We start from the raw sequence: 24,116 nt of genomic DNA on the forward strand, positions 1-24,116 counted from the left end.
GTAATAAGGCAATTTAGGGATTCAAGTAATATTTCAATAGAAAAAACACTTTTTTGATTGAATCAGCCTTTATTTGGCCAATAAAATAAAATTATTTAAAGTTATTTTAATATTTTCTGTTGATTATCTCACTTAAGATAATAGCATTTTTTGCAGAATCCTCATCTTGCAACAACTTAGCGTATTCACTTTCCTCTTCTGCAACGTCTTCTTCTGAATAATGCTCGAAATGTTTGAACTTTCCAGAGTGCTTATCATCATGACGATTTCGAGATTCTTCATATTTCTGCGATGCCCTTACAGATTCTTCATAAATCCGCTTTATCTCTTCATCATCATTAACATCGAATTCTTGCTCGTATGATTCCGGCTCAGCATATTCAGGCTCTGACCTTTTCGTGCCGCTTTGCTCTTCAGTAAACTCTTTTAATAGTTCCTCAAACGTAAGTTGCTTTTGTGGGGCAGGTTTACTCTGGTTTTGACTAGCAGGGCGGGCTGGCTTTTTCTGGGGTTCCTTCTTCTTTTTTAATGCGCGCGAGATGATCGCAAAAAGAACGAAGATTATGTAGATTATAATTTGAATATCATCCATGGTATGACAAATTTATCAATATATCTTATAAATTTGTTTCCCTTTCTTCTTTCTGTTTTGGAAATGTAAGAAGCATTCGGTTTCTACTAGATTACAGCTAAATTAGGCCGATAAATATTCAATTAAATTTAAGCAGTATTAATGCAATTAGCTAAACTTGAGATAAAAGGCTTTAAAAGTTTTGGTGATCGGGTTGTTATCAACTTTGATGAAGGCATTACCGGAATTGTTGGCCCTAATGGTTGTGGCAAATCCAATATTGTTGATTCCATAAGATGGGTGCTTGGAGAACAGAGTAGTAGAACACTTCGCTCTGAGAAAATGGAAAATGTTATTTTCAATGGAACCAAAAAACGTAAACCCACACAGCTAGCTGAAGTTTCGCTTACTTTTAATAATACTAAAAATTTACTGCCGACAGAATATTCTCAAGTTACGCTTACCAGAAGATATTACAGATCTGGTGAAAGTGAATACCTTCTAAATGGAGTCACCTGCAGGTTAAAAGATATTACCAACTTATTTCTTGACACAGGAATTGCCTCTAACAGCTATGCCATTATTGAGCTTAAAATGGTGGATGATCTGTTAAACGATAAGGACAATTCCAGAAGAGGTTTATTTGAGGAAGCTGCCGGAATATCGAAGTTTAAAAAGCGTAAAAAAGAGACACTTAAGAAGCTGTCCGATACTGATGCAGATTTAGAACGAGTTGAAGATCTGCTCTATGAGATAGAAAAAAACATGAAATCGCTTGAGCGACAAGCCAAGCAAACAGAGAAGTATTATCAGCTCAAAGAAGAATATAAAGAGGTCAGTATTCAACTTGCGAGAAAAACTATCCAAAAATCTACAGGACTATTTAATTCTCTCTCTAAACAAATTGAAGCAGAGAATGATAAAAAAATAAGTCTGAACAAGCAGGTAAAAGAAAAAGAGGCTGAGTTAGAGAAATCGAAATCTGAATTAGTGCTAAAAGAAAAGGCTTTGAGCGTCCGCCAAAAAGCACTGAACGAGCATGTAAATAAAATCCGCCAGTACGAAAGTGAGAAAAAGATTAAAAATGAGCGCCTAAGGTTTCTTAACGACAAATCTGAGAATTTAAGAGATCAAATTCAGCAAGATAGAAAGAGTAATGAAAGAGCTGCTTTTAGTATTGAGAGTTTGACTCATGAAAAAAGTAGTGCTCAAAAGCTTTTGGCTGAGATAGAGTTAAAAGTAAATTCTCTCAAAGAAGATCATGATGCTCAGAAATCTAAAACCAATAGAATTCAGGAGGAGCAGGAAACAGTAAGAAGGATTCTTAAGAGCAAGCAGGAAGAAGTTTATCAGCTTAAAAAATCTGTAGAAATACAGGAATTACAGCTTTCATCTTTAAAACAGGAACTAGAAAAAACTGCCACCGATACAAGCGAACAAAATGCAAGCTTAATTGAGTTTGATAAAAAGGTTCAGGTACTTGAAGAAGAGTTGGCTGTTAAAAATAAGGAGCTAAAAAAGAAGAAAGATGCTCAGCAGGAAATTGAAAGTAGAATTGAGTCTACGGAAAAAACCATCTCTGTTATTCGAGAAGAGTTAACTCAGACAAACCGAAAGCTTGACGCCAGGCAAAACGAATTCAACCTTACAAAGTCGTTAGTTGAGAACCTGGAAGGATTCCCCGAAGCAATAAAGTTTTTAAAGAAAAAGGCTGGCTGGAAAAAGAATGCCCCTCTCCTTTCTGATATTCTTACTTGTGACGAAGAATATCGGGTAACCGTAGAAAACTATTTAGAACCTTACCTTAACTATTACATTGTTGAAAAAGAAGCTGAGGCCTATGAAGCCATCAATATATTAAGTGATGCTGCCAAAGGTAAGGCTAACTTTTTCATTCTTGAATCATTTGAGGGGTTTACCCCAACCAATACGCGCATTTACGATAATGCATTTCCAGTAACGGAAATTATTGAATACGATTCCAAGTATCGTAAGCTAATGGCCTACATACTTGATAACGTTTACATCTTCGAAGGTGAGTATAAGAATATTCCAAAAGATGACGATAACACCTTCATTACTAAAAATGGCAAGGTAACCCGAAGAAGGTTCAGTCTAACGGGTGGATCGGTAGGTCTGTTTGAAGGCAAGAAAATTGGCCGGGCTAAGAATCTGGAAAAGCTTGAAAAAGAAATCAAACAGCTGACTAAAAAGCTAAATGAAATAGAACAAAGCCTTTCAGAGAAGAATAAAGAACTAGAAAAACTAAAAGGGAACTCGCTCAAGCAGGAGATTGAAGAAATGCAGCAGGGCATTACTCAGGTAAATGAGGAGTATATCTCTATTAAAACCAAACAGGAACAATTTGCCAAAATGCTTTCTGATGCGGACATGCGCAAAGAAGACATTATTGCTAAGGTAGATGAGCTATCTAATTCAGTAGCTAAAAACAAACCAAAGGCCGAGCGTGAAGAGAAAGACCTATCGCAAACAGAAAACAGATTGGCCGAACTTACTGCTGAGCTAAACGAACAGCAAGAGCTATTGAGTGAAAAGTCTTCTGCATTTAATGAACAAAACATCTTTTTCCACCAGCAAGATAACCGAGTAAAAAGTATTGAACAGGAGATATCCTACAAACAAGATGCTTTTAACAGCAGTAAAGATAGAATTGAAAAAAATCAGTTGGATTTGGCTAATACGGAAGCAGAAATCAAATCATTATTGGAGAAAAATGAAACCAATGACGATGAGCTGGTTGGCATGTATGAGGAGCGAGAAAGTATAGAACAGGCTGTGAATGAAGCGGAGAAAGAATACTATAGCGTAAGAGGAAATATTGATGAGCTGGATAAAAGTGAACGTGAAATTCAACGAAATCGTGAGGGTATTGATGCCATTATTATGGAACTTCAGAACAAGTTGAATGAAACCAAGCTTGAGCTAAGCGCTGTAAAGGAGCGATTAAGCGTGGAGTTTAATATAGATACGGACGAGATTCTAAAGGAAGGTGAGGAATCGGTAGATACAAATGAAGAAGAGCTAAGAGAATCTGTATCCAAAATTAAGGATAGGCTTGAGCGCATGGGGCCGATTAACCCTATGGCGATGGAAGCCTACAACGAAATTAAGGAGCGAAACGATTTTATTACCGAGCAGCGTGAAGATTTGTTCAAAGCCAAAGAATCACTCCTATCTACCATTGACGAGATAGATGCAGTTGCCAAAGAAACCTTTATCAAAGCGTACGAAGAAATTAAGGAGAACTTTGTAAAAGTATTCAGAAGCTTATTTACCGAAGAAGATGATTGCGACCTGCGATTGAGCGATCCGGATAATCCGTTGGAATCAAGTATAGAGATTATTGCAAAGCCAAAAGGAAAAAGGCCTTTAACTATTAATCAGCTTTCTGGTGGTGAAAAGACCTTAACAGCCACTTCACTCCTGTTTGCTATCTACCTGATTAAACCTGCCCCTTTCTGTATTTTCGATGAGGTAGATGCACCATTAGATGATGCTAATATTGATAAGTTTAATAACATCATAAAGACATTCTCTAAGGACTCACAGTTTATCATTGTAACGCATAACAAGCGTACAATGGCGAGCACTGACATTATTTATGGAATTACCATGATTGAGCAGGGTGTGAGCCGAGTGGTGCCAGTAGATTTGAGAGAATTAGCTGATAGTTAATTCCTTTTTACGTTATCCAAAATTATGCCGGTGGCCATCGCCACATTCAATGATTCTGCTTTCCCAAATTTGGGAATTGTAATCTTGTGCTTAATTAGTTTTTCTACCTGAGGACTAATTCCATTGGCTTCATTACCCATTACTATTATGCCGCCACTCTCAAATTTTACCTTGTGAAGATTCTGCCCTTCCATCATGGCGCCATAAACAGGTGCTTGGGATTCAGATAATGCAGCTACTAAATCAGTATAATAAACATTTACTCTTGTAAAAGAGCCTTTGGTGGCGGAAATAACCTTAGGGTTGTACAAGTCAGCTGTTTCTGGTGATGCAAGAATAGATTTAACGCCATACCAATCGGCCAGACGAATAATGGTTCCTAAATTACCAGGATCGTTGATTCCATCCAGTGCCAGCACGATTTCTTCTTTTGAAATTGAAAAATTCTTTACATCCTTCATTTCAGCCACGGCAATCACCCTATCGCTAGATTTAAATGTGCCAATTGAATCTAGTGTTTTTTCATTGGCCTCAAATACTTCAAATGTGGGTTGATTGATGTCATTCACATAATCACTTAACCCCACTAGGTATTTTACTTTAAAATTAGACTGAAGAAGTTCGTTCACACTTTTTTCACCTTCAACTATAAACAAACCTTCTTTCTTGCGTTGTTTTTTTAATTGAAGCGATTTAATGAACTTCGCTAGTGACTTAGATAATATCATTTTTTAATAAAGTATTGAGGCACCTAAAACGAATAAGTTTATATTTTTTCACATCCCTCCTCCTTTCGGGTTGCCTTGGTACAAAGTACTTAAAAGAAGATGAAAATCTACTTTTTAAACAGAATATAAAAGTAGGTAAAGCAATTGATTCGGATGATCTCGAGCAATTGTATGCGCAAGAACCTAACAGGCAATTTCCGCTTATACCCTTTGCGCCTTATGTATGGTTTTACTACTGGGGTAAAAAATCTTATGACATTGAAAAATACCAAGCCAAGAAGGCAGAAATAGCTGGTAAATTTAGTAAGAAGATCAAGGCTGCAGAAAAAAGAAGTAAGAGAATCAAGCTAGAGCGGAAACAAAGAAGAAAGCTGGCTAAAATAGATAAGACCATAGAAGAAGGAAATACACTCATGCGTTGGGGTGAGCCATTGGCAGTTTATGATTCTTCACTAACTCAATCAACGATTGATCGATTTGAACTATATCTTGACTCTAAAGGCTATTTTCATTCTAAAATTAAACACAAAACCTCTTCTATTGGAAGTAGAATAAGTTCGACATACATTATTGATGAAGGGCCTGCATATATCGTTGATACTCTTTTCACTCAAACGGGTGATTCAGCCATAACTGAACTTCTTAAAAAAACTGAAAAGAAAAGTCATTTAAAAACAGGTGAGAACTATGAACAGGGCAATATTACCAAGGAACGAGAACGTATAGACCTACTTTTAAAAGATAATGGTTATTTCAACTTTAGCAGACAATATGTTCAGTTTGAAGTGGATACAGCTTTTCGTGAATCACATAACGTGGCTATTAAAACGTTGATAAACAGACCTTCTAAAAGAGATCGGCATAAGGTATTTCATGTAGACTCCATCAACTTTATTACTGATGCCAATGTCAAAAGCCTACCCGATTCAATGCGTATTACCGAACAATACAAAGGTGTTAGCTATCGATACTATGATCCTCAATACAGTAAAAAGGTATTGAATAGAAGGGTGTTTATTAGAAAGGATAGCTTATATAGTAAATCTCGATCGTATAATACCCAAAGGCAGTTGGCCAACCTCGATCATTTTCGATTTATTAATATCAATTATGATTCCTCTGGAGGAAAGCTTATTGCCAATATATTTACATCGCCACTAAGCAGATACCAGTGGACCAATGAGGTTGGAATAAATGTGACCCAGGGCTACCCAGGACCTTTTTATAACATCTCTTTTAAGAAGAGAAATATATTTAAAGGTTTGGAAATATTTGAGATGAATGGGCGTATTGGAATTGAAGGTGTAGCCTCCGTTTCAGGAGCTGAAGAGGTGTATAGAAGTGTTGAGTCAGGGGTAAATGCCAGCTTAACATTTCCACAATTTATTTTACCAATCAGTAGTTCCTTGAAAGAAAGGTTGGGTCAGGTTAACCCAAAAACCAGATTGCTGGCTGGTTATACTTACACTAACAGACCTGAATATCAACGAAATAACACGAACTTTTCGAACACCTATAGCTGGCAAAACTCAAGAAATACCAGTTATCAAGTTACTCTTACTGATGTTAGTTTAATTGAATCTAGTGTAGATAGTACGTTCGGTGCCAGATTAAATCAATTAGAAAGAAATGGGAATAGACTCATTAATACCTTCAGGCCCTCATTAGTTACGAGTATGAGTGCCAATGCCACATGGAATTTCAATAGTTATGGACTTAATTTTTCAAACTCTTCCTTCCTAAGAGTATTTTTAGAAAGTGGTGGTACAACTTTAAACTTTATAAATACTGAATTCTTAGAGCGCGAGTCCTTAGAGTTTTATAAGTTTTATAAAATCAACATTGATTTCAGAAAAATTAATCCTATCAACAAAAACACGACAATTGCCTATCGGGTGAATGCAGGTTATGCTAATCCTTATGGAGAAAATGGTATTTTACCTTATGAAAAATACTTTTTTGCCGGTGGTAGTAATGGAATCAGAGCCTGGAGGCCGAGGCGGTTGGGACCTGGTTCGTTTGTAGAAATTGATACCCTTACTAATGAAGTGAATTATGATTTTGAGCAACCGGGCGAAATTATTTTTGAGGGTAGTATTGAACTTAGGAAGAATTTAATTGGATTTATTGATTATGCCTTTTTTGTAGACTTTGGAAACACATGGACAATAGAAGTAGATGAATCGAGGCCGGGGGCAGAGTTTAACCCGAAAACCTTTTTTGAACAATTAGCCGTAGGCACAGGTTTTGGCCTGCGATTCGATTTTTCTTTTCTGGTTCTCAGGTTAGATGCAGGGCTAAAAGTGTATGACCCTGCCAGACCACTCGAAAAACGATTTATACTGAATGAAGGGTTTTATGATGCTCCATTTACTCGGGATGCCACAGAACCAATCATTTTCAATATAGGTATTGGTTATCCGTTCTAGTAATTCAGTAATTCTTCCAGAGCTACTTTTACCTTATCTACTGTTGGTAGCATTTGCTTCTCTAGATCAACATTCAGGGCAATAGCAGGAAGGTTGGCAGCACCTAAAGTTTGAACGGGTGCATCCAAATATTCAAAGCAATGTTTCGATATTCTACCAGCCAATGATTCTGCAAAAGAATTTAACAGTGGTTCTTCCGTTAAGATAAACGCCCGACTATGTTTCTTAACAGAATTCTGAATGGCGTCCCAATCGATTGGGTTGAGTGTTCTTAAATCCATTATTTCTATTCTACCCGGGTAATCTTTAGACACTGCTTTGGCCCAGTGTACGCCCATGCCATACGTAATAATCACCGCAGATTCTCCATTTTCAATGGCTTCTTCAGACGCCTCTAAATCTATTCTTGCCTTACCTAATGGAATGATATAATTCTCGTCCGGCTCATGTGTTTTAGCTTCGCCAGTACCAGGCACCTTAGACCAGTATAGGCCTTTGTGCTCTAGCATTACCACAGGATTTGGATCATAAAAAGCAGCCTTTAATAAGCCTTTCATATCTGCAGCATTACTCGGGTAAACCACTTTAATGCCTCTTATTGTTAATAGTGTTGACTCTACACTACCAGAATGGTAAGGACCACCTCCACCATACGCTCCTATCGGAACTCTGATAAGCGATTGAATAGGAAATTTACCACATGATAGATAGCAACTTTTTGAAAGCTCTTCGACCAACTGATTCATTCCTGGCCAGATATAATCAGCAAATTGAATTTCTACAATAGCCTTCGCTCCTACTGCCGACATACCGGCTGTCGACCCAACAATATAAGCCTCTTGAATAGGTGTATTAAACACGCGCTCATCGCCAAATTTCTGAGCTAGTGTCGCTGCCTCTCGGAATACTCCACCAAGTGTACCTCCCACATCCTGACCATAAAATAATGCTTCCGGATGCTTCTTCAATATATCTTCAACGGCATGTAGTGCAGCATCCACCATCACCACTTTCTCGGCACCTTTAGGTTTTCTCTCCCCTTTTTCCTCAATAATTGGTGTGTCGGCAAACTCATGTTTATCAAAAGAAGACAACTCAGGATCATCAGAATTTAAAGCATATTCATAATCCTTGGCAACAAGCGCTACAGCATGTTTATTAAGTTCTTTTAGTTCTTTAGCTGCTATTCCTATGCTCTTTAAATATTTTTCAAGTTTAACGATAGGATCATCCTTTGAATGAAGCTTCAGGTTCTCATCGCCTCTATACCACTCTTTTCTTACACCAGAAGTATGGTGCCCCAGTAGTGGACATTTTGCATGAACCAATATTGGCCCCTTTCTATCCCGAACATGAGCGAAGGCTTTCTTCAATCCCAAATAACTATCTACAAAATCAGACCCGTCTACACGCATACGCGACATTCCTGTGAATCCGGCAGCAAAATCATATGCATCCATGGCACGCATTTCTTCTCCAGTCGCTGATATACCCCAATCATTATCCTGGACTAAATACACTATTGGCATCTGTTTAAGTACGGCCATTTGGAATGCCTCAGAAACTTCGCCCTCTGTGACACAACCATCGCCAAGTGAACACAACACCAACGGTTTATCCTTCCCTTCTAACAGACCCTGTCCTTCTAAATATTTTAAACCATGAGCCATACCTGTTGCTGGTATTGCCTGCATTCCTGTAGCAGAGCTCTGGTGTGGAATGATTGGAAACCCATCTCTATTTAATGACGGATGCGAATAATAAGTACGGCCTCCGGAAAATGGATCATCAGCCTTGGCCATTAACTGCATCATTAGTTCGTAGGGCTGCATTCCTATACCCAAAAGAATAGACTCATCTCTATAATACGGGGCTGCAAAATCATACGCCTTTAGTTGCATACCTGCCGCCAATTGTATGGCTTCATGTCCTCTGGAAGTACTATGCACATACTTACTGCATACTTCCTTATTTTCATCATACGTTTCTGCCATTCTCTTGGCAGTACACATAAGCTGATATGCTTTTAATAAAATTTGTTTATCGATAGGGGTCTTTTCGGTATTGCTTTTCTTCGTTTTTGCTTTGGCTGCTTCCGTTGTAGGCATAGTATCTCTTTTGATTCTGCAATCGTTTGTGAAGTTAAAAAATTTACTAAAAACTAGCTGAAATAGTGGCTATTAAAATATAGTAAGTATTCAATAGTTTTGCTCAGATGAAAGAAAAGATAACCAATTGGTTTAAATCACTTCAAGACTCTATTTGCTTAGAATTGGAAAAGGCAGATGGTTTAGAAAAATTTCATGAAGATTTATGGGAAAGAGAAGGTGGCGGTGGTGGTCGAACCCGAGTAATTCGCAATGGAGCTATTATTGAGAAAGGTGGTGTGAATTTCTCTGCTGTTCATGGATCATTAGCAGAAAATATATCCAAGGCCTTAGGGTTACCCCAATCTGATTTTTATGCTACAGGTGTTTCCATTGTTCTGCATCCGAAAAATCCGATGGTGCCTATTATTCACATGAATGTGAGATACTTTGAAACTACTTCTGAAACCGGAGATTCTACCTGGTGGTTTGGTGGTGGTATTGATTTAACTCCTCATTATGTTGATGAAAATGATGCTCATTATTTTCATACTGAATTAAAAAAAGTGTGTGACAAACATGACTCTGCCTATTATTCGGAATTTAAGAAATGGGCCGATGACTATTTTTATATTAAACATCGAAACGAAACACGAGGTATAGGAGGTATTTTCTTCGACAGGCTCAATGAACAAAGGGGCAAAACCAAAGAACAGCTATTTGAGTTTGTGAAAGATGTTGGGAGCAGCTTCGCTCCTATCTACACGCACTTTATGGCTAAAAATAGTTCTATGCACTTTTCAGATGAGCACGTGAAATGGCAAAAATTACGCAGAGGCAGGTATGTTGAGTTCAACTTAGTTTGGGATAAGGGCACCAAATTCGGTTTAGATACCGATGGAAGAACGGAATCCATCTTAATGAGCCTACCCCCCGAAGCCGACTGGGAATATGACTACCAACCAGAGAAAGGATCTGCGGAGGAAAGTACGCTTAAGAGTTTGAAAAAAGGAAAAGAATGGATAAATTTGTCATATGACAGAATATAAAAAGTCAAATGACAATAAATCAGAATTAAACGAGCCGGCAATGGCCTATGGTTTAGGAATTACTACATTAGACTTATTAATAGATATTCTCGGCATTTCAAACCTTGCTAAAAAGCTTAAAAACAGCCTTGATCTTCTTAAAATGGCTGAAAATGGCTTCCCAATTAAAGTATTAAAAAACCTTCAAAAAAGAACACAATTCACCAACCGGCAGATTGGCATCGTACTAGATATGTCAGAAAGTACAGTACAACGTAGAATAAGAGACAATCAAAAATTAGACAAAAAACAATCCGAAAGTGCTGTGCAATTGGCAAGTGTTTGGGTCAAAGGTTTGGAAGTTTTTGAAGACGAAGATGATTTTAGAACCTGGCTTAATACTGAAAATCAAGCACTTGGAGGTAATAAGCCAATTTCTTTATTACACTCTTCTATTGGCAGAGAAGAAGTTAAGAATGTACTCAATCGCATAGCCTGGGGTATTTATTCTTAGCATGAAACTCTATCGGATAGGTCATAAGAATTACATCCATGATTTAGCTGGTACCGGTGGTTTATACGCTGATGGCAGGTGGCATGCAAAAGGTACCAGAATAGTATATTTCTCAGAACACATTTCTTTAGCCAAATTAGAAGTGTTAGCTAATTCTGTGATTTTGCCTAAAAACATGAGTTTAATGACTGTAGAAGTAGCTGACAATGAAGCCATTAAAGAAATTACAACATCGATGCTACCTGAAAGTTGGGACGGGTATCCATACCTGGAGAAGTTGCATTCCATTACTTACGATTGGATAAAAAGATCTGAGTCACTAATATTGAAGGTACCATCCGCGCAAGCGACCAATGAATTTAATTACTTAATTAATCCTTTGCATAAGAATAAGGATGCCGTTAAAGTTGTTTCCATAGAACCCATAAAATTTGATAGAAGGTTGAAATTCTAAGGCTTATGATCGAATACCTAATTGAACTCGATAAATCACTTTTCTTTTTCCTTAATGGGCTACATTCATCATGGATGGATCCAATTATGTTTTGGATTTCAGATAAAAAAATATGGATTCCATTTTATCTATTTCTGGCCGGATGGATCATCAAAACTTTCAACAAAAAGAGTATAATCTACTTACTAGCGCTAGGTTTGGCGATTACCATTACTGATCAGGTGATTTCAGGTTTTATGAAAGGCTTTTTTGAACGGTTCCGTCCTTCCAGGGATCCTGAAAATCAGGGAATGGTGCATATAGTTAATGGTTATACGGGTGGTAAATATGGTTTTGCTAGTTCACATTCAGGAAATGCCTTTGCATTAGCCATGTTTATTTATCTCACATTTCGGGAATATAAATGGGTATGGCTCATGTTTGTGTGGGCGGCTATTGTAGCTTACAGTCGTGTGTATTTAGGGGTTCATTACCCGGGTGATATACTGGTGGGAGGTATCATCGGATTGATTTTTGGAAAACTGTGCCATAGACTGGCAGAAAAAGTAATTGCTAAATATTGAGCCAATTAAAGGTTCATTAGCCTCTTCACATACTTTCCAACAATATCAAATTCTAAATTGATCTTATCCCCTACCTTGATGTTTTTCATGGTTGTGTGTTCATAGGTATATGGAATGATAGCTACTCTAAAACTATTTTCGGTTGAATTGAAACACGTAAGGCTAATTCCATTAATTGTAATTGAGCCTTTTTCAACGGTAACATTACCTTCTGCAGGATCATATTTAAAATCAAATAACCAGCTGCCATCCTCCTCTTTTATAGCTGTGCACTCACCCATCTGATCTACATGACCTTGCACTATATGCCCATCAAACCTGCCGTTATTCAACATGCACCGCTCCAGATTCACATCATCACTCGGCTTAAGGTTACCCAAATTACTTTTCTTTAAAGTTTCATCTATAGCCGTAACCCAATGCTTACCATCTTGCACCTTGGTAACCGTAAGGCATACACCATTATGCGAAACACTTTGATCTACCTTCAACTCATTCGATATGCTGCTTTCAATTTCAAAATGACGATTAGAGCCTTCTGTTTCTATTCCTTTAACTCTGCCTAGTGTTTCTATAATGCCTGTAAACATGCTGCAAATGTACACGAGAAAAATTAATCTTTAATAAATTTGGTTTATAATGTAAACTACTTTATTATTGTATCAAATATCAAGAAACATGGACTCGGAAAAATCAATGACACACGAAGAAAGTCTTCAGATCATAAGTGACATGATCAGGTCAACTCAGCGTAATATAAAAAGTGCGAGCTTCCATTTCCTACTCTGGGGATGGGTAGTTATACTCGGTAACTTAGGACATTTCTACCTACAAGAATTTACAAATTACCCCTACCCATATGCTATATGGTTATTAACTATACCAGCATGGTTGATTAGCATGATTTATGGATACCGACAACCTAAGATTGAGAAAGTTAAAATGTACAGTGATTCATTAATCATGTGGATATGGTTAGGTTTTCTGTTCAGTATATTATTAATCATATTTAGTGGATTATTCGGATCAACGATTCCATTTATCATCTTAGTTTTGGCTGGGTTATGTACTTTTTTAACAGGACTAGTCTTAAAATTTAAGCCGTTAATATATGGTGGTAGCAGTTTTTGGATCTTTGCAGCCATATCTATTGCAATCGGTCAAGAATACATTACTTTAATTTCAGCGCTGGCTACTTTAGTTGGCTATTTAGTTCCAGGATACCTTATTAGAAAATCGAATTGATGGCTGATTTTAAAGAATTAGATCCTCTATTACATTCTCAGCTTAGGCTGGCTATTATGTCTCTATTGATGTCAGTAGAATCTGCTGAGTTTGTTTACATCAAAGAGAAAACTGGCGCCACCGCAGGGAATCTGAGTGTACAATTAGATAAACTTGCTACTGCCGGTTATATCGGAGTATCAAAAGAATTTAAGGGAAAAAAACCTTTAACGACCTGCAGTATTACAAAACGAGGAATTGAGGCATTTGAAAAATACGTAGAATCATTAAAAACATATTTTAAGAATTAAATTTTTTTATACATATGGTTTATTTTTTAAACTACTTTATAAATAAATAATTAATTTATTAACTAAACGCTAGAATTATGAAAACGATTAAATTATCAGTACTACTTTGCTTTATCACTGCCAATCTACTTGGACAAACAGAATCTAATGAAATGGCTTATTTTGCTTACACCAGCAACAATAAGAGCTTATGGAAACAATTGGTATCCAAAGAGCAGGCCAGCTACAACCAATCCAAAACAAATGAAAACCTTTACGCTCTTTTACTTGCACAGCATGGCTTGTTAAATGCTACCATGGCCGATCAAGATGAAGATCTTTTTGATGATCACTATAAAAACGCAAAGGAAAATGCAGAAAAGCTTATTGAAGCTAAGTATCAGATAGGTAATGCCAAAGCCATTTTAAGTGCCATCTGGGGTTGGGAAATGGGTTACAGTTCTTATAAAGGGATGTTTCTTGGTGGAAAGAGCAGCACAAATATAGAGGAAGCGACAAATATAGCTCCAAATGAGCCTTTAGTATGGCAAGTCTATGGTTCCTCAAAATTCTTTACTCCTTCTATGTTCGGTGGAGACACGAAAGAAGCACAAAAAGCTTACGAAAAAGCCGTGAAGCTCTATGAAGAACAAAATTTAACTAAATCTAACTGGAGGTATTTAGACGCCCTTGCATGGCTAGGAAAAGTTTATGAGGAAAATGGAGAACAGGATTTAGCGAAAAGTACTTATGAAAAAGCCTTAGCTGTTGAGCCTGATTTCGGATGGGTGAAATATGCCCTACTTCCATCTATATCTAAATAAAATGAAGTATCTATTAGTCATTTTATTTTTAGCATACTCCTTGGTAGTATTGGCCCAAGATGCTACCAGGGGTATTGTGTTAGATGCTACTTCAAATGAAGTGCTAATAGGTGCTAATGTATTTTCTAAAAGTAATTGGAAGGTTGGCGCAAGTACTGACATAAATGGTGAATTCCTAGTTAAAAACCTTGAAAAAGGAGATACTTTGATTGTCTCGTATATCGGCTATCAGGAGAAAGAGGTGGTTTTTAATGGCGAGAAATACTTAACCATTCTCCTTCACACATCTGTGAAAAACATGGCAGAAGTAACCGTCACCGCGGAAAAATTAGTAGCTGAAGAATTTACCTATAAAAAGATTAAACGCTTGGATATTTATTTAAACCCGAGTGCCAAAGCTGACCCATTGTTAGCCACTAACTCCTTACCTTCAAGCACCACGTTAGATGAATCTGCCAATATTAGTTTTAGAGGTAGCAGTCCAGACGAAACCGGAATCTTTTTCAACAACGTACCTCTTTACGATGCCGTAAGATTTTCACAACTCAATGGCATAGGTACTTTTGGTATTTTCAATACTGCTATTGTTGATGAAATGCTTGTTTTTCCTGGTAATCCGCCACTAGAATATGGCAACACCACTTCCGGGCTCATAGCCATAAAGACTACGGAAGAAATTCCTAAAGAAAAGATAAGAACAGCAACTGTTTCTCTTGCGAGTTATGGTTTTCTTATAAGTCAAAAGTTAAATAACAGTCAAGCTCTTACTGCATTCAGTAACTATCAACCAGCCGCCATAATCAAGGCTTTTAATTCAGATGCGCTTCAAGAAATTGAAGATTTTAGTTCCATTGATCTTGGTATAAGCTATTTAAATGTTATTAATGAAAATACTATTTTCAAGGCATTTAACTATACTCTATTAGAGGGTTACGACTTTAATTATAAGGCGCCTACATTAAACACCACCTTCGAACAACGGAAAAAAAGAAATTTTACTATTATCAATATAAGAAAGCAATTAGGTAAATCTGAATTAAGTTTTAACAACAATATCAGTTTCACTAACACTCAATTTAACTATGCAGATACGGATATTGAACTCAATTATTTTGATGGTTTTACTTCAGCTAATTATAAATATTCAACCTCTAAACTAAGTTTCAAAACCGGAGCTGCTTTTGATTACCGAGAGCAACACTTTGATGGCACCTTTTATATCTATGAGTACGCGGAAGGACCTGGTTATCCTACCACAAGCTCTACTAATACATCTGAGTTACTCCGCCCCGAAGTGTATGGTTTTCTCACATACTTTATTAATGATAAGTGGACAATTGGTGGGGGATTGCGAAAAAACTTAGTTACAGACAATCAAAGTAATTTCTTAAGCAGTCAGGTAAGTTCAAAGTATCAAATTAGTACTAACAGTTCGCTCACCTTCGCTATTGGTAATTACCATCGTTATGATTTTTCTGAAAGTGAAAAAAATCTGTTGAATGAAAGCAAGCAGGTATCGATCGACTACAACTTGAAAAATGATTATATGAACATAACTGCTTCATTATTTGGCAAAGAGTCCATTACAAAAGGAATAAAAAACGAATTGGCTGGAATAGAATTATTCTTAAAAAGTAAACTTATCAATAAACTTACCGGTCAAATTTCTTACTCTCTTATCGATGGAATTTCTAGAGAAAATAATGGTTTAGAGTATCCAAATAAATACGACCTGGACTATTTCATTCGTGGAAATCTGGAATGGCGAATAAATGCCAATTGGACCATAAATTCGACATTTTCATTCCGTCAAGGAAATTACCATCAGCCTCTAATTGGTAGCACCTATAATACGAACCTCGAGGTTTATGAGCCTGAATATGCTGCACTAACCAACCAAACCCGACTACCCCACTATGGAATAATTGACATTAGTATCTCGAGAATAATACCCATCAAAGAAAATTTAAATATCATTTGTTTTGGAACAGTTAATAACATTTTGGATAAAGAAAATATAAGAACCTATCAGTATAATTTCGATTATACTGAGAGAAATAACTCATTATTCTCACAAAGAACCGTTTATTTCGGAGCTGTCATCAATTTCTAGGCTGCACATTACGAATGCTAACATATTGATGTTATTTTTGAGCCCCGAAAGAAGGAATTAATTATAACATCAATATGTCATTAAAGGACAAACACCCCATTACACTTTACAATACACTTACCAAAAAGAAGGAGCAGTTTGAGCCGATTCACCAAGACCATGTGGGCATGTATGTATGCGGACCAACAGTGTATAACGATGTGCATTTAGGGAATGTAAGAACCTTTATGAGTTTTGATGTGATCTACCGTTACCTGATGTACTTGGGCTATAAAGTACGTTATGTGCGTAACATCACCGATGTAGGCCATTTGGAAAATGATGCAGATGAAGGGGAAGATAAAATAGCTAAGAAAGCAAGATTAGAGCAGCTAGAGCCCATGGAAATCGTGCAGCACTATACCAATGGTTTTCACAATGTGCTCAACCAGTTCAACCTCCTCCCTCCTTCTATTGAGCCTTCTGCTACCGGGCATATTATTGAGCAGATTGAAATGGTACAGGAACTGATTAAAAATGGACTGGCCTATGAAGTAAATGGCTCCGTTTATTTTGATGTAACCAAGTACGACAAAGACCATAAATACGGTAAACTCTCAGGCCGAAATATTGAAGAAATGATGGAAAGCGGGCGTATGCTCGATAGCCAGGATGAGAAAAGAAATAAAATAGACTTTGCTGTTTGGAAGAAAGCCTCACCACAGCACATTATGCGCTGGAACTCCCCTTGGGGCCAAGGTTTCCCGGGCTGGCATTTGGAGTGTACCGTAATGAGCACCAAATACCTGGGCGATACGTTTGACATTCACGGTGGTGGAATGGATTTGGTATTCCCACATCACGAATGTGAGATTGCACAATCTGTAGGCTCTAAAGGCAAAGAACCTGTGAAATACTGGCTGCATAGCAATATGCTTACTGTCAACGGTCAGAAAATGAGTAAATCTCTCGGCAACTCATTTTTGCCGCATGAGTTATTTTCAGGTGACCATCAATTATTGGAAAGAGGCTATAGCCCGATGGTGGTGCGTTTCTTTATGTTGCAATCGCATTACAGCAGTACGTTGGATTTCTCTAACGATGCGCTTACGGCCGCTGAAAAAGGCTACAAGCGCCTGATGGATGGCTTTAAAATAAGCAAAGCACTCGCGTATGAATCTGGAAATGTAGATGCCGATTTAGAAAAGAAAGTTTTGGAAAATATTTCAGGTTTATTCCAAAATATGGGTGATGACTTCAACACGGCTAAAACGTTGGCTGTTTTGTTTGACATTACTACCATGATGAACAACCTCAAATCCGGCAACTTAAAAACCGGGCAGCTAAGCAAAGAAACGTTTGAAGATTTGATTAAACACTACCAGGGCTTTATTACAGAAGTACTTGGCCTGAAAGAAGAGCAGGAAGGCGATACCAAATTAGTAGATGGTGTGATGGACTTGCTCATTAAGCTTAGAAACGATGCCAAAGAAGCTAAGAATTACGCCCTTTCTGACAAAATAAGGGATGATTTGAAGGCTATGGGCGTTACCCTCAAAGATGGAAAAGAAGGAACCGAGTACGCTATCGATTAAGGGAGTTTTCTCTGCTATACTGGTATTTATTATAAGAGTTTACCAGTACACGATAAGCCCGCTTTTAGGCGCCAATTGCCGCTACACACCTACCTGTTCTAAATATGCAGTAGAAGCCATTCAAGTTTGGGGGCCGTTGAAGGGCGGCTGGTTAGCCATTAAACGCATTAGCAGCTGCCACCCGTGGGGCGGACATGGGTATGATCCGGTGCCGGAGAGGGAGGAAAACTAAACAGAATTCCATCTGTATTAACTAGTATTTAATGAATGACTTCTCATTCAATCATCGAATTATTCATGCTTATTGAATGATATTTCATACATAATAATTAACAGTTGCCACCCCTGGGGTGGACTTGGGTATGATCCGGTGCCGGAGAGGGAGGAGTGATTAACTAATCAAGCCTTTTACCTGATTTATCTATTTTGAACCATTCATCACTTTCCACTCTTTTGTGTTCATCGCCATCCAGATAGAACCTTGATTTAAAAGTTACTTCAGCTAGGCCATTCTGAAAGGAACTAGCATATTCATACTTGCAAGGAATAACAATCTCACCTTTTTCATTGGCATACCCTACAAGACCGTTTCTTTCAACTCGTACTAAACCCTCGCTGTAATAATCAGGGCCATTGTCAAACAAGAATACATCAAACAAAATGCTCCCATAACGGTCGATTCCTACTGGTCTTAACACTGAATCTTCTTTATATAAGACATTAGCATAGTATTGTAATGTATCTGTTCCAAAGTATGCAAAGTCTCCAAATGCTATAGCTGTATCTCCATTTAAACTCACAAAAGCAATGTCTGATCCATATTCTATAAACTCTTCATTTGACACTGCAATTAGGGTTTGTAATGAATCTTCAATCTTTATGTTGCTATACTGAAAATTTGCAGTCTCCTTTTCAATATAATTTTTACAAGCAGACGGAATGAGAATAACTATTAATATGTATCTGATAATTAAATTCATTTACTTTCGCAGGTTGTAGGTGCCGGAGAGGGAAGAGTCAGAACGACCAACTAAAATGAGTATGCGCCCCTGTTGCTAGAAGCACCGAAGTTTCTGCTACGCATGGTCATATCAAAAGGCTTAGTTCGCATATTCATTTTAGTGTCTGTTGTGCATCGTTTATTCATTTTCTTCAATTTTTTCGGTCAGTTGTTCCGTAACTTCCTTCACAAATTCTTTTCCTTTTGCTACTGAGTTATTTCCACCCATTGCATCGTAAACAATATAAACACATTCAGTTGCTTCATCTAATATGTCTGTGGTCAGCAACTCTAAGTTCAACCCAGAGAGTTCGCTAGTCTTTGGCTTTAATCTAGCAACAATTCTAAGTGCGGCATACATAGATACATGAAATTTAATATCTCCAATTTGAGTTCTTGACAAAGTTGGGTTAGCGTAATTCTTCAGATGATCTTCTACTTTCTTATGAAGAGATATGCACTTAAAATACAACTCAATTGGAATTTGTGTACTGAATATGCTTTCATAATCAGCATTAACCTTGATTAGAGTTGATGGTCTTGCTCTTGCATAGTCAGGTTTTTGATGTAGAATGCTCATTACAATTTGAGCCAAAAAAGGAATGCTGATTATTTTATTAATAGGGCGACCCTGATTTTTATGATAGTTTTTTCTTCTGTCATAATAGTAGGAATGAGCAAATAAATAATCTTCAATATCTCTATGAATAGGATCGGTTGCCCTCAATGAGGCAGGCGGAACACTCGTTTGACTATTGGTTGCTTTAATAACCTTTAATCTACTCTGTTCCTCATTTGTCTTTACAATTCTCACCAGAACACTTCTCTGATCATTTTCGATCTTATTATCATGATAGTAGTTGTAGATTTCGAAGGATGATTGCAGTCCATTTACGATTTGAGGGTCTTCAATATGAAGTTTTTTACTTGCGAATGATGCGTTAGTTGCAGTTATTGTTATTCCATTATTTAACCACCAGAAGTCTTCTTTTAACTTGGATGACAAGGTATCTCGTATTGCGGAATTGACTTCAACATTACCTTGATAATCTCTAATGTTCGCGTCAAAGAAATACTTAATAAGATTATCATCGTCATCAGTTATAAAATCGAAGTAGTTCTTTAATGGAACTATAGCTACATAACCACCATCTTGAGTTGAAATTGGGTTATCTGTCAAAGCAATATCCTTGGTTCTTATTTGTTCTCTTCTCGAAAGGTCAATTAGTGATTGTGCAGTTAAAAAATCAAAGTTTACATCTGCCTTGTCGAAGAGTCCTCTTATCGTTGCTTTCAAATTTTCTATTTTTCTTTCAACGTTAGGATGAACCTCAGTGGCTTTGGCAGCATAGAAGTAATGAAATTTTATTACAGGAAACTTGGATGCTAGGTGTAGATACTGATTCCGGAAAATCTCAACATTGATCAGTAAGTCATTATTGTAAACGGTTCTTAATGAATCAATTGTTTTGGTAAGATCGAAAATATCCGAAGCAGAGGAAACGCACTTTTCAACAGCTGTCTCAGTGAATCCTGAGGTGTTTTTCGATTGGATTAAAAACACATCAATAACAGAATTGCGTTTGCCATCTATTAAGTCCGAGTCTCTTTGGATTAATTCGGAATTGACGAAAGTAAAAATTCCATCGATTCCACCATCACCTCCATTATCAACTATTCCTTCAATAATCTCATCATATGACAACTCATAATTTTTCAAGATTTGCTCAGTAACGAAAATCTCAAAGTATTCATCGTCTTTTAAATCAGGATCATGTTCATTCTTCTGCTGTTCAAGAAGTGTGTTAAGAAGTATTTGTTGATTCGATGACATGATTTAGTTTTTTAGGTAATGAGGCACAACAACTGAATATAAACTATAGCACATATTCACTATTAGCTTAGTGGTTTATATTCGCACTATCTGTTAAATATACGCCACTTCTTTATAAGTAAGAAAAATATTGAAATAATTATAAAGTTAAGATTCTCACGCCTTCTTACAGAAGGCTCAGAATGACGTTACTACGTCTCATTGCAAATGAACTAAGTGAGTAAAGCAACCTTTAAGTTGGGGATTCCTGAAAGCCTATAGCTCAATGTCTACATCGAGTTGTCTTCCCTCTTCGAAGGCTTTTTTATCCATGCTGGCGCCTAAAACCATTCCAATCACCATACCAATCGGTAATCCTATTCCCATTAATCCCATGTTATCCATACTGGTTCCAAAAACCACTCCTAATGGAATGCCGAATACCGTCATCCCAAAAGCCAACCAGGTATTTCTATAGTGATTTTTTGGCACCATTTTTAATTCCTTTACCACAGTCTTCATTAAATTCGATTGCGTTTTCCGAATTAATTTCCGCAATGATTTACTTTCTGTTTCAGCAGTATTAACTTCTTCAATGCCGCTGTTTATTTTAGCTAGAATTTCATCAGGTATTTCCTTCGACTTCAAAGCCGTTAAAAACTGATTGAATTGTGTATAAGAACGAACGAACTTTTTATCGTGATCAAGTTCCGGCCTTTTTTTGAGTTCTTTTATTTCCATGGAAGTTGAAGTTACCCAATACGAATTTATTATCCTCTATATTCGCTAATTTCAAACAAATGACCATCCGGATCGCGGAAGAAGCAACGGGTTTCTGCTCCACGGTCTAATGGTGGCGTAATAAACTCAGCACCCCTAGCCTTTAAAACTTCGTAAGACTTTCGGCAATCTTTTACCCGAATGGTAAAGGCATGACTTACCTTGTCTTTATCATCAGGTGGTAGAAAATGCGTATTGGGTTTATCGTCAGTCGGTCCACCGAAAGTTACCAATAACAGCCAATTACCAAGAAATTCCAGCACCAACGAGTCGCCACCATATTCTCTAAATATGCTCGCTCCCAAAATATCTACATAAAAGGCCTTTGATTTAGCCATGTTGGAAACCACCAAAATGGTGGTTAAAGCGGAATCTTCGAAGGGGTTATTGTTTAAAAGCAAAGAATTAATTCTTACAGTTATTCAAAATACTCACTGCTCTTTCAATATCTTCAAATCTGGCTGTTTTCTTCTTTTCGCTTTCAGTCATTTGTTGATAACTAGCACATGAGGATAATAATGCCTCCAATTCTTGCTTATCATTTTTCTTGAAAATAACGTACTTCTGACCATTAGAATTATCAATTAAAACGTACTCTTCAAAAAATATTCCTCCCTCATCACTAGCCCCAACTCCCTCTAATGCTTGTTGTGTTGCATAATAGGATTGATTTGCCGCCTTTGCGGTTGCTGCTATATCTTGAGAATTATCATATTCATTTTTAGCCGCTTGTCTTGCTGCTTCTTCAGACAAGTCATCCGTGGCACTAGATACTGCAGAATTAATAACAGCACCACCTAGATTTGATATGCCTTTTCGAACATTTGTAGGAAAAGGGTTCTCATAATAACTGAATTTCTTATCATGCTCTAAGATTTCAACGTATTGATAATTAGAACCAAAGGCCTTCGCTCTTCTTGGCATGGGTACGAATTTGCGCTCTTTACCATCTATTTTTTGTACATAATAATTTATTTTCATTTGATAAGCCTTAAATTGCTCAAGGTCGTTGCCATTTCCAATGAAACTCATTTTGTACTTCGTAGCCGCTATCTTACCTTCTTTTTTTGTACCATCGGCCATAACAACATAACCAGGCTGTAAATTTTTAGTAGGTTCATTAGAACTATTGGAAGATAACTCCTGGACAAAATCCTTATAGTCAACAAACTTGCCATTTACTGGCACGTATTTAGTCACAACTCCGTTTAGATTATGTTCAAAATAATCTACACCACCTTCCTCATCAAATAAGTAGCCAATTGATCCATCTGAAGGGAGAAAGAAAACTGCGTCAATGAATCGATATGATTTTACAACATTCGCATCACGGTCAAAGGATATATTTCCAACTAGCTCATCACCATTTTCAAATACTATTTTGCCAGGCTGCAAATCCTCACTTTTAGACCACTTATTCATAGCAAAGTCGATATCGACTAAATAAATAGAATTAGGCACATATGTTGAGCCATCTTCAAATTTTATCATGCCTGTATTTTTATATGAAAGAGAGTGTATGTAACTATCGTCCTCACTTATAAAAAATGCCTTACTCGGTTTTTTTTGATCTTCAATGGCTATTGAACCCTTAATTATTGCTCCATTTCTCATTGAAACATTACCAGGTTTCATAGGTAAATAACCATTTGATTGTGCACTTTCAGTAAATGCTGTCCTATAATTTTTAGGAGACACTAACCAATCATCTATATTTAACCATTTTTCTTCACCTATAACAGCTTCATCGATCTCATCTGATTGGTACGACACCACATTTAAATCGTCACCCTCAATTAATATTTTACCATAATATTTTAGACCAGCATATGGGCTTTTCCAATAAAGAGTAAATACCCTTCCTTTGACCGTCAAACCATTTTTTAATGTCAACTCACCAATGTCGAAGGGGCCAGCATTTAAGTCATCCATGGTATAATAAATACCATATTTCTCAACATCACTCAATTGAAAGTTTCGCCATTCTCCACCTTCCTCTTTAATCCAGGGAACATCATATTCCGATGCACCTTCTACATTACTATATTCCGATGCTTTATTCCAATGGTGCCTTTTTTTAAAAGATCCAGTTAATACTGTCCCATCTTTCAATTCAACAAAACCAGGCAAAGGTTGAGAGTCTTTATAAAACCATTGATCAGCTTTTGAAATTCCTTGAGAACGTTCTTTATTTTTTATCTTTTCTCCCCATTCATACTTCGCTTGTCCAACTTTCCAAAAGGTAGCATCATATCCATACTTTTTATTTCTATTGGGTTGAGAATATAGTGGAGCGATTAAAACAAAAGAAAGTAGAATTAGAATTAATTTTTTGTAAATCATTGTTTTAGAGCAGGTTACATTATTAATCAGAATAAGATTTTAATAAACATAAAATTTTTTACAAAAAGCATGAACCAGATAAAAT

21 protein-coding genes are annotated in these 24,116 nt (G+C 37.0%); 12 read left to right on the forward strand and 9 right to left on the reverse strand.

Annotated elements, in window-relative coordinates; genetic code table 11:
• Positions 1-106: 106 nt before the first annotated feature.
• On the reverse strand, positions 107-592 hold the full coding sequence (locus tag JR347_RS15050; protein WP_205721412.1) for a hypothetical protein: 486 nt from the start codon (positions 590-592) through the stop codon (positions 107-109).
• Between the two features lie 141 nt (positions 593-733).
• Here JR347_RS15050 and smc point away from each other — a divergent pair, with 141 nt between their 5' ends.
• Complete coding sequence (gene smc / locus JR347_RS15055) at positions 734-4,267, forward strand: chromosome segregation protein SMC (RefSeq protein ID WP_205721413.1); 3,534 nt, start codon at positions 734-736, stop codon at positions 4,265-4,267.
• Here the strand turns inward: smc and JR347_RS15060 are convergent.
• Positions 4,264-4,995, reverse strand: a complete 732-nt coding sequence (locus JR347_RS15060) for a TrmH family RNA methyltransferase (protein WP_317192604.1) — start codon at positions 4,993-4,995, stop codon at positions 4,264-4,266. The genes smc and JR347_RS15060 overlap by 4 nt on opposite strands.
• Before the next feature lie 14 nt (positions 4,996-5,009).
• On the opposite strand from JR347_RS15060, the gene tamL reads away from it, so the two are divergent.
• Positions 5,010-7,424: a translocation and assembly module lipoprotein TamL gene (tamL, locus tag JR347_RS15065; protein ID WP_205721414.1), complete on the forward strand. Its 2,415-nt coding sequence runs from the start codon at positions 5,010-5,012 to the stop codon at positions 7,422-7,424.
• On the opposite strand, the gene JR347_RS15070 is transcribed toward tamL, so the two are convergent.
• Positions 7,421-9,532 (reverse strand): alpha-ketoacid dehydrogenase subunit alpha/beta, encoded by a 2,112-nt coding sequence (locus JR347_RS15070; RefSeq protein WP_205721415.1) that lies wholly within the window; start codon positions 9,530-9,532, stop codon positions 7,421-7,423. The two genes, tamL and JR347_RS15070, sit on opposite strands and share 4 nt — an antisense overlap.
• Positions 9,533-9,639: 107 nt before the next feature.
• Here JR347_RS15070 and hemF point away from each other — a divergent pair, with 107 nt between their 5' ends.
• The 4 genes from hemF to JR347_RS15090 are packed head-to-tail and all read left to right on the forward strand — an operon-like array spanning position 9,640 to position 12,070.
• Positions 9,640-10,560, forward strand: coding sequence for an oxygen-dependent coproporphyrinogen oxidase (hemF, locus tag JR347_RS15075; RefSeq protein ID WP_205721416.1), 921 nt, complete (start codon positions 9,640-9,642; stop codon positions 10,558-10,560).
• Positions 10,547-11,053 (forward strand): type II RES/Xre toxin-antitoxin system antitoxin, encoded by a 507-nt coding sequence (gene parS / locus JR347_RS15080; protein ID WP_205721417.1) that lies wholly within the window; start codon positions 10,547-10,549, stop codon positions 11,051-11,053. The genes hemF and parS overlap by 14 nt, the downstream gene beginning before the upstream one ends.
• Position 11,054: 1 nt before the next feature.
• On the forward strand, positions 11,055-11,507 hold the full coding sequence (locus JR347_RS15085) for an RES family NAD+ phosphorylase (protein ID WP_205721418.1): 453 nt from the start codon (positions 11,055-11,057) through the stop codon (positions 11,505-11,507).
• 5 nt (positions 11,508-11,512) lie between these two features.
• Positions 11,513-12,070 (forward strand): phosphatase PAP2 family protein, encoded by a 558-nt coding sequence (locus tag JR347_RS15090; RefSeq protein WP_205721419.1) that lies wholly within the window; start codon positions 11,513-11,515, stop codon positions 12,068-12,070.
• A 5-nt stretch (positions 12,071-12,075) separates the two neighbouring features.
• Here JR347_RS15090 and JR347_RS15095 read toward each other — a convergent pair whose 3' ends face one another.
• On the reverse strand, positions 12,076-12,660 hold the full coding sequence (locus JR347_RS15095) for a riboflavin synthase (RefSeq protein ID WP_205721420.1): 585 nt from the start codon (positions 12,658-12,660) through the stop codon (positions 12,076-12,078).
• Between the two features lie 142 nt (positions 12,661-12,802).
• On the opposite strand from JR347_RS15095, the gene JR347_RS15100 reads away from it, so the two are divergent.
• The 6 genes from JR347_RS15100 (at position 12,803) to yidD (ending at position 18,327) form a co-directional block, all read left to right on the forward strand.
• Entirely contained in the window at positions 12,803-13,315 is a 513-nt protein-coding gene (locus JR347_RS15100; protein WP_205721421.1) for a hypothetical protein, read from the forward strand.
• Entirely contained in the window at positions 13,315-13,605 is a 291-nt protein-coding gene (locus JR347_RS15105) for a winged helix-turn-helix domain-containing protein (protein WP_205721422.1), read from the forward strand. The genes JR347_RS15100 and JR347_RS15105 overlap by 1 nt, the downstream gene beginning before the upstream one ends.
• A gap of 77 nt (positions 13,606-13,682) precedes the next feature.
• Positions 13,683-14,408 carry a tetratricopeptide repeat protein gene (locus JR347_RS15110; protein WP_205721423.1) on the forward strand — a complete coding sequence of 242 codons (726 nt, stop codon included), beginning with the start codon at positions 13,683-13,685 and terminating at the stop codon, positions 14,406-14,408.
• 1 nt (position 14,409) lies between these two features.
• The gene (locus JR347_RS15115) at positions 14,410-16,521 is read left to right on the forward strand and encodes a TonB-dependent receptor (protein WP_205721424.1); all 2,112 of its coding nucleotides are present in this window, start codon (positions 14,410-14,412) and stop codon (positions 16,519-16,521) included.
• 74 nt (positions 16,522-16,595) lie between these two features.
• On the forward strand, positions 16,596-18,095 hold the full coding sequence (gene cysS / locus JR347_RS15120) for a cysteine--tRNA ligase (protein WP_205721425.1): 1,500 nt from the start codon (positions 16,596-16,598) through the stop codon (positions 18,093-18,095).
• Complete coding sequence (gene yidD, locus JR347_RS15125; RefSeq protein WP_205721426.1) at positions 18,061-18,327, forward strand: membrane protein insertion efficiency factor YidD; 267 nt, start codon at positions 18,061-18,063, stop codon at positions 18,325-18,327. Before cysS ends, yidD begins: the two co-directional genes overlap by 35 nt.
• 163 nt (positions 18,328-18,490) lie before the next feature.
• On the opposite strand, the gene JR347_RS15130 is transcribed toward yidD, so the two are convergent.
• The 5 genes from JR347_RS15130 to JR347_RS15150 all read right to left on the reverse strand — a co-directional run bounded on the left by JR347_RS15130 (position 18,491) and on the right by JR347_RS15150 (position 24,031).
• Positions 18,491-19,075 carry a WG repeat-containing protein gene (locus tag JR347_RS15130; protein WP_205721427.1) on the reverse strand — a complete coding sequence of 195 codons (585 nt, stop codon included), beginning with the start codon at positions 19,073-19,075 and terminating at the stop codon, positions 18,491-18,493.
• Between the two features lie 159 nt (positions 19,076-19,234).
• A complete protein-coding gene (locus tag JR347_RS15135; RefSeq protein WP_205721428.1) occupies positions 19,235-20,929 on the reverse strand; it encodes an AIPR family protein in 1,695 nt (564 codons plus the stop codon).
• Between the two features lie 255 nt (positions 20,930-21,184).
• Entirely contained in the window at positions 21,185-21,649 is a 465-nt protein-coding gene (locus JR347_RS15140; protein WP_205721429.1) for a DUF2207 domain-containing protein, read from the reverse strand.
• 29 nt (positions 21,650-21,678) lie between these two features.
• A complete protein-coding gene (locus tag JR347_RS15145; RefSeq protein WP_205721430.1) occupies positions 21,679-22,026 on the reverse strand; it encodes a VOC family protein in 348 nt (115 codons plus the stop codon).
• 67 nt (positions 22,027-22,093) lie between these two features.
• Complete coding sequence (locus JR347_RS15150) at positions 22,094-24,031, reverse strand: hypothetical protein (RefSeq protein WP_205721431.1); 1,938 nt, start codon at positions 24,029-24,031, stop codon at positions 22,094-22,096.
• Between the last annotated feature and the right edge of the window lie 85 nt (positions 24,032-24,116).

It is taken from the genome of Fulvivirga lutea (genome assembly GCF_017068455.1).
In the GTDB taxonomy this organism is placed as follows: domain Bacteria; phylum Bacteroidota; class Bacteroidia; order Cytophagales; family Cyclobacteriaceae; genus Fulvivirga; species Fulvivirga lutea.